This is a genomic window from Rhizobium sp. BR 315, assembly GCF_050577975.1.
Classification (GTDB): domain Bacteria; phylum Pseudomonadota; class Alphaproteobacteria; order Rhizobiales; family Rhizobiaceae; genus Rhizobium; species Rhizobium miluonense.
This window is the reverse complement of sequence record NZ_JARWKZ010000010.1, coordinates 69229-81302: the sequence shown is the minus strand read 5'-3', so window position 1 is coordinate 81302 and position 12074 is coordinate 69229. Positions and strand designations below refer to the sequence as shown.

Genomic DNA, 12074 nt, shown 5'->3' with positions numbered 1-12074 from the left:
TGCAACTTGAATCTTGAGGCAATTCCCAGGCAACATTGACGAATGATATGTTTAATTGGCTCAGGCTCTTTCGCAAACTCGCCATACAGCTATTCTTTCACCCCGATTTGAAACAAGAGGCATTTACAGATGCAGTTGCAGCAGGGCGAGTTTCGAGAACGCATGACAATCCTGGGCAATGTCAACTCGGCCTCATTCGTTCCGTGGATTCGGCGCCATGCTAACAAGCTCGGACTCTCCCAGACCTTCTTCTATTCTGATACCGACCGGATCGAGCTTGAAGTAACAGGCCCCATGGAACTGATCGACATGTTGGAAATGGCCTGCTCGCTCGGTCCGATTGATGTCTGGGTCGAAGAGATTCAGCGCAGGATCATGGATGGTCCGGAATCATCGCATCTTAGAAATCTCTGATATATTGCCTTTTATTTCATCAATGTTGCCAATGCGAATTATTTATGCAAACCTCTAAAAGCTGAGGGGATGCAGGGATCAGCACCTGCTCATGTCCAATGACGCCAAGTCATTGGTAAAATTAAGAGAGTCAAGGCTATGCCATCTGATGGGGCCGGATCATGGGTGCCAGTTGCCCTTTCTTCTGATCTACCACCAGGAACCGTCATACCGGCCCGGACATCGGTCGGCCCGATTGCTCTATGGCGCAGTCAGTCGGGCGGCGTGACGGCATCATCAGATCGCTGTCCGCATCGCGGAATGAGGCTGTCGCACGGCTTCGTGCGTGGCGAAGCGCTGTCCTGCATCTATCACGGATGGAGCTATTCTCCATCGGGCGGATGCATTCGCATTCCGGCTCATCCAGATCTGACGCCTCCGGAAACCATCCGTGTCGCTGTTCAGCAGGTCGAAGAATCCGGCGGTATTTTGTGGGTCGCAGTTGGGCAACCGGCGATGCAGCCCCCACGATTTGACAGGCTTATACCGCTACGCTCGTTGACTGCGGAAACAGATGTTACGGCGGTCGAGCGGGCGGCGAGAGCAAAGACCGACGCGAACGGGCTCATCCGCGTGCTTGAATTCCCATGGATCAGGCTGCTGCTGGCACCACAGGAAAAGCGTACGCTCATTCATCTCATGATCGAACCAGACCGCGGCTCGGCAGACCGCCTGACGGCTTCCCGCATTGCCGAATCCCTCCGTCGCCAGGCGGAAGAGCGCCAAAGGGAGAATGCATAATGACAGGCGGCGCAATGATCGACGAATGGTATCCAGTCGGCCTCTTCAGCCAGCTCAGCGAAAAAGGGAGCAACACCTATCTAATGGGCGAAGCGATCGAGGTCGCGCGCGATCACAATGGAAATGCGCAGGTGGTGACAGGCAATGGGCAAACCCTCCCCGTCCGCGTCCGGTATGGCCATGTCTGGTCTTCCCTCGGGAACCCGGATAAGGAGCTTTTTGCCATTCCAGAGGCCGATCAGCCAGGTCGCCGTTTCGTCGATGTCGGCGTGATCCGCGTGCGCTGCTCGCCGCTCCGTGCCGTCGAGAATTTTCTCGACATCGCTCATTTTCCCTTCGTTCACACCGACATCCTCGGTGCGGAACCGCATACGGAGGTCGAAAATTACAAGGTCGAGATCCGCGAGAACGAAGATGAAGTCTGGGCAACGCAAGTGAAATTCTACCAGCCGCAGGCCGCAAAGTCGGCGACTGGCGGCATTACGACCGAATATATGTACCGTGTGCCGGCACCTACCTGTTCGGTGCTTTATAAGACGTGCCCTCCGCGACCGGGTGAATGGGACGTCATTACGCTGTTCGTGCAGCCTCTCGCGGAAGACCTTTGCGACGTTTGGCCGTGGATGGCTCTCTTCGACGATGATACGCCAATGACCGATCTCATCCACTTTCAACAGATGATCTTCCTGCAGGATCGTTCGATCCTCGAAAACCAGATACCCACCCTTCTTCCGCTTGATCCCGGCATGGAAATTCCGACAAGGGCGGACCTGACATCGGTCGCCTATAGGCGGTGGCTCAAGCGACATAACTATACCTACGGCGCACAATTGGTCGCACAATGAAGCTCTACGATTATATTTTATCGCCGAGCTGCTACAAGGTACGGCTCATGGCCGCAATCCTGGGCATTAAGCTCGACATCCGGTCGGTCGACTTCCATCCCGGTGCGGAGCATCGGGGCCCGGAGCTTCTCGCGCTCAATCCGGCGGGATCCATCCCGATCCTCGAGGATGGCGATCTTGTGCTTACCGAGTCGTCGGCAATGCTTGCCTATCTCGCCGCCAACAATGCGCCGGAATGGCTGGGCCACGGTTCGCCGCAGGAGACGGCGCGCGTGCAGCAATGGCTTTCCTTTTCGCATCGCCTGACGGCGAATCTTGGCGGTGCGCGGCTCCACGAGATGCTCCTGCGCCCCGGAGACATAAAGGCTTTGCAGGCTCAAGGGATCGCGGCGTTGCGCGAGCTGGAAGCAGGCCTATTCGAACGGGGCGAGCGCGGCATGCGTTTCCTTGCGGCAAACCAGGCAACCATCGCGGACATCGCCTGCTTCCCCTATGTGGCCCTTGCGCCCGATGGTGGCCTCTCACTTGATCCCTATCCCTTAATCAGGCTCTGGCTGCGCGCCATCCGCAGCCTGAACGGTTTCATCGAAATGCCCGGCATTCACCGCCTGCACGAGTTGAAACCCGATCCTCTCCTTGCAGGGGAGAAATGATGGGATGACCGGTTATCTTCTGAAAAACTGTGCGGCTGTTATCGTCGATGAGGGCAATGGACCGAGCGTGCGCCGAAACGTGGACCTGCTGACCAAAGGTCCGGCGATCCAGGCGATTGGGGAGAACCTGTCGCTAAACCTGTTGCCCGAGGGCACCGTTGTCCAGGATGCCTCCGGCTGGTTCGTCTATCCGGGGCTCGTCAACACCCATCACCACTTCTTTCAGTGCTTCGTGCGCAATCGGGCCGACCTTGACTGGACGAAGCTGTCCGTCATCGAATGGCTCGACCGTATCTATCCAATCTTCTCACGGCTGACGGAGGACTGCTTCTATCACGCCTCGGTCACCGCGATGGCGGAAATGATCAAGCATGGATGCACTACAGCCTTCGACCATCAATATTGCTTTCCAAGACATGCGGGAAAACGGCTGATCGATCGTCAATTCGAGGCGGCGGAAGTTCTAGGGATGCGCTTTCACGCAGGACGCGGCGGCAACACCTTGCCGAAGTCCGAGGGGTCGACGATCCCGGATGCCATGCTCGAAACCACGGACGAATTCATCGCCGATTGCGCGCGATTGATCGATAGCTATCACGATGCCGGCTCTTTCAGCATGCGCCAGGTGGTGGTCGCTCCCTGCCAGCCGGTCAATTGTTATCGCGAAACCTTCGTCGAGTCGGTCTCGTTGGCGCGGGATCGTGGCGTGCAGTTGCACACGCATGTCGGCGAAGGTGAAAGCCCTGTCATCAAGGCGCGGCATGGAATGCGCACGGTCGACTACTGCGCCGAATTGGGTTTTGCAGGCCCCGACACCTTCTATGCCCATTGCTGGGAGCTGACGCATGACGAATTGCGCAAAATGGCGGCAAGCGGTACCGGCGTCTCCCATTGCCCCGAGCCGGTTTACCTGGTCGGCGCGGAAGTGACCGACATCCCGGCGATGCAGGCCTTCGGCCTGCGTATTGGCCTTGGTTGCGACGGAGCCGCATCGAACGACAACTCGAACCTCATGCATTGCATCCATTCCGCCTACATGCTGCAGTGCTTGACGGCTTCCACGCGTGTGCACCCCGTTCCCGCCCCGCTCGACTTTCTGAAATATGCGACAAACGGAGGCGCGAGCCTGCTCGGGCGCACCGATATCGGCCGTCTTGCTCCGGGCATGGCGGCCGACCTCTTCGCAATCGATACGCGACGGATGGACTATGTCGGGACGCGGCATGACCCGCTGAGCCTCATCGCCAAGGTCGGGATCGGCATGCCCACCGATATGACCATGATTAACGGACGCATCGTCTGGCAAGGCGGTGAATTCACCGGGCTGGATGAGGCCGCGCTGTTTGCGGCGGCCGAGGCTGCTCTTGCAACTGTAGAATTCTGAAAACCAAAAAAAGGGGAACTGGGATGCAGAAGAATCTGACCCGCAGAACATTGATGAAGAGCGCGGCCGCAGCAGGCCTCGCAACGGCCTTTACCGGCCGCGCGTTTGCCGCTAACGAACCGCTCGGCATAACGCTTGTCGTACCCTCGCCGATCGGCGATGTCGGCTGGGGGCACGCCCTGGCCGCCGGACTGGATCCGATCAAGAGTGCCTATGGCGACAAGGTCAAGGTGACCGTCATCGAGAACATCGCAGAAGGCCCGGATGCGGACCGTATCATGAACAAGACGGTCGCCGATGGAAACCACTTCCTGATCGCCGGCTCGTTCGGTTATCAGAACGGCGCGCTCCAGATTGCCCGGCGCAATCCCAAGGTCACAGTCCTTCATGCCTCCGGTTTCCAGGTAGCACCGAATTTCTCGCCCTTTGCCGCAAAGTACTTTCAAGGAACGTACCTGCTCGGCATGGCGGCGGCCGCAGTCTCCAAGACGGGTAAGCTCGGTTCAGTCTCCGCCTTTGCCATTCCCGAACTGATCACGTCCATCAATGCCTTCACACTCGGCGCACAGGCCGTGAAGCCCGACATCGAGGTATCAGTCGTCTGGGTCAATTCCTGGTTCGATCCGGCCAAGGAGCAGGAGGCGGCCAAGGCCTTGATCTCGCAGGGCTGCGACGTGATCTTTTCGAACGCTCAGGATACACCCTCTGTCATTTCCGCCTGCGAGGAAGCCGGTGTTCACGCCTTCAACCTGAATTCCTCGATGAAGAAATACGCGCCTAAGACCTACCTTGGCTGCGTATCAACGGACTGGTCGCCGTTCTTCAAGGCGTCCGTCGATGCCCATTTTGCTGGCGCTTTCAAAGGCGCCAACGCTTTCCTCGGCGTTGCGGACAAGGTCGTCGAAGTCGTCGACTGGAGCCCGGCGATCCCGGCCGACACCATGGCCAAGATCAAAGAGATCGAGGCAAAGATCGCAAGCGGCGGCTTTTCGCCATTCACCGGCCCGATCGCCAAGGCGGATGGTAGCGAAGGCGCTGCTTCCGGCGCGACGCTGAGCGATGCCCAGATCGTCGCGATGGACTGGCATGTCAAAGGTGTAAAGACACCTCTGCCGAAGTAAGCCATGACCATCCCGCTGCTGTCGCTGCGCGGCATTTCCAAAAGCTACGGCCAGGTCCATGCCAACCAGCATATCGATTTGGACGTAGCTCCCCGGTCGATCCATGCCATCCTCGGAGAGAACGGCGCTGGCAAATCGACACTGATGAAGTTGATCTACGGCGTCGAGCGGCCGGACGACGGAACTGTCGCCTGGAATGGGCAGTCCCTAAGCCTTGCCTCCCCCGCGGCGGCGAGGCGTACCGGTATCGGGATGGTCTTTCAGCACTTCTCCCTATTCGAAAGCCTGACGGTAGTTGAAAACATCTGCCTGATCGTGCCCGGACGACGGGCTGAACTTGCGGAGCGAATTCGCATCCTCGGGAATGAATTTGGGCTTGAAGTCGATCCGCTGGCCCATGTGCATGAGCTGTCGGTCGGCGAGCGGCAGCGGGTGGAAATCATCCGATGCCTGATGACCGACCCGAAACTGCTGATCCTCGATGAGCCGACATCGGTCCTGCCGCTGCAAGCTGTCGAGAAGCTGTTTGAGACACTGCGCCGGCTGCGCGACGGCGGCGTATCGATCCTTTTCATCTCGCACAAGCTGGAGGAGATTCAGTCATTGTGTGACCGTGCCACGATCTTGCGCCGCGGGCGCGTAACCGGACACGTGGATCCGCGCGAGCATGACGCCCACGATCTCGCGCGCATGATGATCGGCCGCGACATGCCGGAAGCGATACCCGCAATGCCCTTGGCCGAAGGCGAAAAGCGCCTCGAGATCATAGGCCTCGACTACCGGCCGGACGATCCTTTCGCCGTACCGCTCTCCACGATTAGCTTGAGCGTGCGCAGCGGCGAGATTCTTGGCATTGCCGGTATTTCCGGGAATGGTCAAAAGGAACTTGCCTCGCTGATCTCAGGGGAAACGAGGCTGCCCCGGGACCAGCGCGATCAGCTCTTCATGATGGGGCAGGATGTGGGTGGCCTCGATGCCGCTAGCCGTCGAAGGCTGGGCTTTGCCTTTGTCCCGGAAGACCGGCTCGGGCACGGCGCAGTCCCGGAAATGTCGCTAACCCTCAACGGCCTGCTGACGGCCCACCCCAAGAAGCTTGTGAGACATGGTTTCCTCGACGGCGCCAAGGCCACAGCCTTCGCAAACGAATGCATCCGGGACTACGACGTGCGCACGCACGGTCCGGATGCGGAAGCAGGCTCGCTTTCCGGGGGAAACCTGCAGAAATTCATCGTCGGACGTGAAATCATGCTGGCACCGAAACTGCTCTTCCTTGCACAGCCTACCTGGGGTGTCGATGTCGGCGCGGCCTCTGCAATACGCAAGCGGCTGATCGAGCTGCGCAATCAAGGTATGGCAATTCTCGTCATATCGGAAGAACTCGAGGAATTGTTCGAACTCAGCGACTTCATTCAGGTCCTGCACCACGGCACGCTGAGCCCGCCACTCGTCACACGCGACACCCAACCGGAAGAAGTTGGTCGATACATGATCGGCGCACAGTCCCAACGCGAGAAGGCATTCGCATGAGCAGTTCCTTTTCCGTCACTTTGCCTACGTTAGTCCGCCGCGATCGAGCCTCGTTCGCCGCGAAGCTGCTCGCGCCGCCGATCGCCCTCATCGTCACCATCGCTCTCAATCTGAGTCTCTATATCGCCATGGGTCGCGATCCTGTCGCCGTGATCTACGCCATGCTGATCGAGCCGTTCTTCTCATGGGCCTCATTCTCCGAAGTATTGCTGAAGACCGGGCCCCTGCTTCTGATCGCACAAGGCCTGGCGATCGGCTTTCGTGCGAAGGTCTTCAACATTGGTGCCGAGGGCCAATTCGTCCTCGGTGCAATTTTCGCCTCCGCCATACCTATCTGGATGCCGCAGGCAACGGGCCAATGGATCTGGCCGGCAATGCTGTTGCTCGGCATCATCGGTGGCGCGTTATGGGCCTCTCTGACCGCCTTCTGGCGTGTCAGGCTCAATGCCAACGAAATCCTCGTTTCGCTAATGCTGAGCTTCGTCGCCGCACAATTGCTCAATTATCTGCTTCTGGGCCCTTGGAAAGATCCGAACGGCTACAATTTCCCCCAGTCGGTGATGTTCCAATACGATGCGATGGTGCCGATCCTGTTCGAGGGAACGCGCGTCAACATCTCGCTCCTCCTCGCCGTCGGCCTGTCCATCGCGGCGTGGATCTTCATGCAGAGGAGCTTCATCGGATATAAATTGCAGGTTGGCGGACTGGCCCCCCGGGCAGCAAGCTACGCCGGCTTCAAGGAGAGTTGGGCAATTTGGCTCTCGTTGATCATTGGAGGCGCCGCCGCAGGCCTTGCCGGTGCTGCCGAAGTTGCCGGACCACTTGGTCAGTTGCAGCGTTCCATCTCGACCGGCTATGGCTACTCGGCAATTATCGTTGCCTATCTTGGTGGTCTCAATCCCATCGGCATCGTCGTGTCCTCGATCGTCATGGCAGCACTCTACATCGGCGGCGATAATGCCATGGTTTCTGCCAATCTGCCCATCGCCGCCGTTCGCGTATTCCAAGGCAGCTTGCTCCTCGTCTATCTCATCGCTGTGGCTTTCGTGCGCTATCGCATCGTATGGCGCCCCATTTCCGCCCGGAGCGCACTATGAGCGCTATCGAGTTCATTCTTGCTGGCATGCTGGCAGCCGCAACGCCGTTTCTGCTGGCTGCTTTAGGCGAGCTCGTTGCCGAGCGCGCTGGCGTCCTCAATCTCGGCGTTGAGGGGTTGATGGCACTTGGCGCAGTCATCGCTTTCATTGTCGTTTATCACGGCGGCGGCCATTTGCTCGCTTTCATCGCGGCCGGGCTCGGGAGCGCTCTTCTTTCGATGATTTTTGCCGGGATCATTCTGGGCTTTAACGCAAATCAGGTCGCAACCGGCCTTGCCCTCGGAATTCTCGGCCAGGGCCTCTCGGCGCTGTTTGGCAAGAGCTACGAAAGCCTGACCGTCACCACGCTGCCAAAGATTGCGGTCCCCGGGCTTTCGCAAATTCCGGTCATCGGTGGGATGTTCAATCAGGATCTTGTGGTCTGGATTTCACTTGTTGTGACGATTGGCATATGGGTACTCTTTGCCTACGGCAAGATCGGCCTGGTCCTTCGCGCCGTCGGTGAAAATCCGAAGGCCGCTCACGCCATCGGCTATCCCATCATCGCGATCCGGTTTGCCGCAGTTGCATTCGGCGGCATGATGGCAGGCTTTGCCGGCGCCTACGCCGCGACGATATACACACCGCTTTGGGCGGACGGCATGATCGCCGGCCGCGGCTGGATTGCCATTGCCCTTGTTGTATTCGGGACTTGGCTGACAGCGAGGATTTTCCTGGGCGCCTGCCTGTTTGGTGCCGTGTCGCTTATGGGGCTTGCCGCCCAGGCGACTGGACTTGCTGTGCCCTCGCAACTGCTTGCATGCCTTCCTTATCTCGTGACGATTATCGTCCTGGGCATCATCTCCGCGGATCGCCGCCTGCTCAAGCTCAATGGTGTCGCCTCGCTCGGTGAGCCGTTTGAGCGATAGCAAACGCGTGTAGTCGAAGGCTCTTGCTCGCGAGCGGTGGAGACGGCGGGCGAGATTCGTTCAATCCTGACAGAAGCTGTAGATGGATGCTCTTGATGGGATCTGAATTCGCAGTCGAAAAGAACTGCCCGCGAAGTATGGCACACCATGGATCCCGTATTACCAATTCGCAAGGGCCGGCATTGTCAGCGCTCGCAAAAAGGCAGCGGCGCGCCCGCAAATTGATGCTTTCCACCGCCACCATCCTTGCCGTATCCGTTGATCGATGAATTGCAGACGGGAAGACACGGCAATGGCAAAGCCCTTCTATTGGAACGAACTCAATACGCATGATTTCGCCGAGCTCTCGCCCGAGACCACGATCGCGATCCTGCCAATCGCCTCGACGGAACAGCATGGCCCCCATCTGCCGATTGCAACGGACGTCGCCATCGCAGCAGGCATGCTGGCGGAGCTGAAGGTCCAGCGCCCAGACGATCTCGACTTCCTTGTGCTGCCGACGCAGGAAATCGGCAAGGCCAACGAACATATCTACGGTCCCGGCACGCTATCGCTCGGTGCGGAGCTGCTGATCCCGGTCTGGACCGCAATCGGTGCGAAGGTCGCCGAGGCCGGTATCCGCAAGATGGTGATCGTCAATTCCCATGGCGGCAATCTCGACATCATGGGCATTGTCGCGCGCGAGTTGCGCGTGCGCCATCAGATGGCCGTCGTCGCCACGCAATGGACTCGCTTCGGCACGCCGGACGGGATGATCGACGAGCATGAACAGCGCTTCGGCATTCATGGCGGCGATGTCGAAACCTCGCTCATGCTGCATTTCCGGCCTGAGCTTGTGCGGATGGACAAGGCTGAGAATTTCGCCTCCAAGGCGGAATGGATGAAGGAGCATTCCAAGTATCTGCAGCCGCTGCCGCCGCATTCGCTCGCCTGGATTGCCCACGACCTCAATCCGCACGGTGTCGTCGGCAATGCCGCCAACGGTACGGCGGAGAAGGGTGCGCTCATCTGCCGCCACCAGATCGCCGGCTTCATCGAGATGCTGCGCGACCTCAGCGACTATCCGCTCTCCAACCTTTATTCGAAATAGGCGTCAGAACGCCGGCGTTCGGAAGGCAGGATGATATGCCCTTTCGCCTGCAGTTCCTCGACCATCCCGGCCAGTTCTGCGAGCAGGTACTCGACGAAGAGGCTGGTGGCGGCGTCGAGCGGCGCTCGCGTGCGGGCAAACAGCTTCATCGGCTGAGGTCGCGAATGCGGCTCGGCGATCGGCCGGAATACCAGCTCTCCACGGCGACATTCGGTAATGACATCAAGCGGATTGAGTAGCGTCAGCCCCGCTCCGCATTTGACCAATTGCTTCAGCATTTCCGATGCGTTACTCTCAAGCACCGGTTCGACCTGAACCGCAAGACGCGCCAGCGTCAGATTGATAACCTCCCTGAGGCTCGTGCCGGGCTGCGCCAACAGCAGCCGCTCCTCCACGACATCGGCAAGATTGATCGGACCCGGTCCGATCAGGGGATGACCAGGTGGCAGCACGATGCCGATCGGTATGTCGAAATTGCCGAGCGAGCGGATGCCTGGTGTCGCCGGTATGTTGAAACCGAGGCCGATATCGACCTCACCCGAGACCACCGGCGCCATGGTCGTCGTGCCTGAATCGTTGCGAAGCTGAATGAAAACACGCGGATGCTCGGAGAGAAAGCGCGCGATGATCTCGGGCAAAGGTCCCGACGCCAACCCAACCGTCGCCACGATACGGACCTTACCGGCTTGCTGCATCTTGAGGCTGCGGATGCGGCCCTCCAACCGCTCGTAATTCTTCAATACCTCGCGGATATGTTCGATGCAGAGCTCGCCCGCCGCCGTCAGCCGCAGACCACGCGGCAAACGCTCAAAAAGCGGCGCCCCCATCTCCTCCTCCAGCGCCAGAATCTGGCGGTTGATCGCCGATGATGCGACATTGAGCCGTGCCGCTGCCTTGCGGATCGAGCCGCAGCGGGCAATCTCGTTGATGTAAAGAAGTCGTCTCGAGTGCAACATCGACGTTCCCATTGCTTAATTTTTGTCCAGACCGCACAATTTAGGCACAGACCCTGGAAGAGATGCCAAAAAGGCATCAATGCGCACGAATTTTGATGCTTTTCAAAGCGCAAGGCAACCGCTCAAATACAGGAAATGGGCGCCAACAATGGCGTCCCATGGCAGATAAAGGGAACAGTCAGCCATGTATATCAATGCATTGAAAACAAAAACATTCCTCGCCGCCATGGGTCTCGCCGCCGCGATCATGGCGGCCGGGCCCGCAAATGCGCTCGACAAAGTCACCTATGGCACCAACTGGCTTGCGGAGGCCGAACACGGCGGCTTCTATCAAGCCATCGCCGATGGCACCTATAAAAAATACGGCCTTGACGTCACCATCGTGCAGGGTGGCCCCAACGCTGCCAACCAGGCACTGCTGATCTCGGGCAAGCTGGATTTCTACATGGGCAGCCCGCAGCAGGAGATCGATTCGGTCAAGCAGGGCATTCCGATCGTCGATGTCGCAGCGATCTTCCAGAAGGACCCACAGGTGCTGATCGCCCATCCGGACGCCGGCGTCGAGAAGTTCGAGGATCTCGCCAAGCTGCCGACGCTCTTCCTGAGCAAGGACGGCTACGTCACTTATTTCGAATGGATGAAGGCGAACTTCCCGGGCTTCAAGGATGAACAGTTCAAGCCTTATAATTTCAGTCCGGCGCCATTCCTCGCCGACAAGCAGTCCGCGCAGCAGGGCTACGTGACCTCGGAACCCTATGAGATCGAGAAGCAGGCCGGCTGGAAGCCGAAAATCTTCCTGATCGCCGATGCCGGCTATTCGCCCTACTCGACGATGATCACCACGCAGAAATCACTGGTCGACAAGAACCCGGATCTCGTGCAGCGCTTCGTCAACGCCTCGATCGAGGGTTGGTACAACTATCTCTACGGCGACAACAAGGCGGCCAATGAGCTGATCAAGAAGGATAATCCCGATATGACGGATGGCCAGATCGCCTATTCCATCGCCCAGATAAAGGAACATGGCATCGTCGAATCCGGCGACGCCCTCGACAAGGGTATCGGCTGCATCACCGATGCCCATTACAAGAAGTTCTTCGATGAAATGGTGCAGATCAAGGTCTTCGATGCCGACATCGACTACAAGAAGGCCTTCGATCCGCAATTCGTCTGCAAAGGCTTTGGAATGACGTTGAAGAAGTAACATTCGAGCAAGGCAGCCCCTCACCCTAGCCCTCTGCCCACACGCAGGGAGAGGGAACGACGGAGCAAGAAGCGCCACCGCCAAACCACGAAAGC

At 58.6% G+C, this 12074-nt stretch carries 12 protein-coding genes; 11 read left to right on the top strand and 1 reads right to left on the bottom strand.

Translation table 11 applies throughout. The annotated features are described in order from the left end of the window. Positions 1-129 precede the first annotated feature (129 nt). The 10 genes from QD409_RS13255 to QD409_RS13210 all read left to right on the top strand — a co-directional run bounded on the left by QD409_RS13255 (position 130) and on the right by QD409_RS13210 (position 9819). On the top strand, positions 130-414 hold the full coding sequence (locus QD409_RS13255; RefSeq protein WP_092852061.1) for an acylphosphatase: 285 nt from the start codon (positions 130-132) through the stop codon (positions 412-414). A gap of 138 nt (positions 415-552) precedes the next feature. Next, positions 553-1194 carry a Rieske (2Fe-2S) protein gene (locus QD409_RS13250; protein WP_092852059.1) on the top strand — a complete coding sequence of 214 codons (642 nt, stop codon included), beginning with the start codon at positions 553-555 and terminating at the stop codon, positions 1192-1194. Beyond that, a complete protein-coding gene (locus tag QD409_RS13245; RefSeq protein ID WP_092852057.1) occupies positions 1194-2039 on the top strand; it encodes an aromatic ring-hydroxylating oxygenase subunit alpha in 846 nt (281 codons plus the stop codon). The genes QD409_RS13250 and QD409_RS13245 overlap by 1 nt, the downstream gene beginning before the upstream one ends. Then, a complete protein-coding gene (locus QD409_RS13240; protein WP_092852055.1) occupies positions 2036-2692 on the top strand; it encodes a glutathione S-transferase family protein in 657 nt (218 codons plus the stop codon). Before QD409_RS13245 ends, QD409_RS13240 begins: the two co-directional genes overlap by 4 nt. Positions 2693-2696: 4 nt before the next feature. Then, positions 2697-4076, top strand: a complete 1380-nt coding sequence (locus QD409_RS13235) for an amidohydrolase (protein WP_430762903.1) — start codon at positions 2697-2699, stop codon at positions 4074-4076. A 23-nt stretch (positions 4077-4099) separates the two neighbouring features. Beyond that, the gene (locus QD409_RS13230; RefSeq protein WP_092852051.1) at positions 4100-5197 is read left to right on the top strand and encodes a BMP family ABC transporter substrate-binding protein; all 1098 of its coding nucleotides are present in this window, start codon (positions 4100-4102) and stop codon (positions 5195-5197) included. 3 nt (positions 5198-5200) lie between these two features. Continuing rightward, a complete protein-coding gene (locus QD409_RS13225) occupies positions 5201-6724 on the top strand; it encodes an ABC transporter ATP-binding protein (RefSeq protein WP_092852049.1) in 1524 nt (507 codons plus the stop codon). Beyond that, positions 6721-7821, top strand: a complete 1101-nt coding sequence (locus tag QD409_RS13220; RefSeq protein ID WP_092852047.1) for an ABC transporter permease — start codon at positions 6721-6723, stop codon at positions 7819-7821. Before QD409_RS13225 ends, QD409_RS13220 begins: the two co-directional genes overlap by 4 nt. Next, positions 7818-8729: an ABC transporter permease gene (locus QD409_RS13215; protein WP_092852045.1), complete on the top strand. Its 912-nt coding sequence runs from the start codon at positions 7818-7820 to the stop codon at positions 8727-8729. Before QD409_RS13220 ends, QD409_RS13215 begins: the two co-directional genes overlap by 4 nt. A 292-nt stretch (positions 8730-9021) precedes the next feature. Then, positions 9022-9819: a creatininase family protein gene (locus tag QD409_RS13210; protein WP_092852043.1), complete on the top strand. Its 798-nt coding sequence runs from the start codon at positions 9022-9024 to the stop codon at positions 9817-9819. Here QD409_RS13210 and QD409_RS13205 read toward each other — a convergent pair. Further along, positions 9807-10775 (bottom strand): LysR substrate-binding domain-containing protein, encoded by a 969-nt coding sequence (locus QD409_RS13205; protein ID WP_092852041.1) that lies wholly within the window; start codon positions 10773-10775, stop codon positions 9807-9809. The genes QD409_RS13210 and QD409_RS13205 overlap by 13 nt on opposite strands. Positions 10776-10959: 184 nt before the next feature. On the opposite strand from QD409_RS13205, the gene QD409_RS13200 reads away from it, so the two are divergent. After that, complete coding sequence (locus tag QD409_RS13200; RefSeq protein ID WP_092852039.1) at positions 10960-11979, top strand: ABC transporter substrate-binding protein; 1020 nt, start codon at positions 10960-10962, stop codon at positions 11977-11979. Positions 11980-12074 lie beyond the last annotated feature (95 nt).

Excerpts from the sequence above, each read along its gene's own strand:
- QD409_RS13255 (WP_092852061.1), top strand. The coding sequence starts at position 130 with ATGCAGTTGCAGCAGGGCGAGTTTCGAGAACGCATGACAATCCTGGGC.
- QD409_RS13250 (WP_092852059.1), top strand. The coding sequence starts at position 553 with ATGCCATCTGATGGGGCCGGATCATGGGTGCCAGTTGCCCTTTCTTCT.
- QD409_RS13245 (WP_092852057.1), top strand. The coding sequence starts at position 1,194 with ATGACAGGCGGCGCAATGATCGACGAATGGTATCCAGTCGGCCTCTTC.
- QD409_RS13240 (WP_092852055.1), top strand. The coding sequence starts at position 2,036 with ATGAAGCTCTACGATTATATTTTATCGCCGAGCTGCTACAAGGTACGG.
- QD409_RS13235 (WP_430762903.1), top strand. The coding sequence starts at position 2,697 with ATGACCGGTTATCTTCTGAAAAACTGTGCGGCTGTTATCGTCGATGAG.
- QD409_RS13230 (WP_092852051.1), top strand. The coding sequence starts at position 4,100 with ATGCAGAAGAATCTGACCCGCAGAACATTGATGAAGAGCGCGGCCGCA.
- QD409_RS13225 (WP_092852049.1), top strand. The coding sequence starts at position 5,201 with ATGACCATCCCGCTGCTGTCGCTGCGCGGCATTTCCAAAAGCTACGGC.
- QD409_RS13220 (WP_092852047.1), top strand. The coding sequence starts at position 6,721 with ATGAGCAGTTCCTTTTCCGTCACTTTGCCTACGTTAGTCCGCCGCGAT.
- QD409_RS13215 (WP_092852045.1), top strand. The coding sequence starts at position 7,818 with ATGAGCGCTATCGAGTTCATTCTTGCTGGCATGCTGGCAGCCGCAACG.
- QD409_RS13210 (WP_092852043.1), top strand. The coding sequence starts at position 9,022 with ATGGCAAAGCCCTTCTATTGGAACGAACTCAATACGCATGATTTCGCC.
- QD409_RS13205 (WP_092852041.1), bottom strand. The coding sequence starts at position 10,775 with ATGTTGCACTCGAGACGACTTCTTTACATCAACGAGATTGCCCGCTGC.
- QD409_RS13200 (WP_092852039.1), top strand. The coding sequence starts at position 10,960 with ATGTATATCAATGCATTGAAAACAAAAACATTCCTCGCCGCCATGGGT.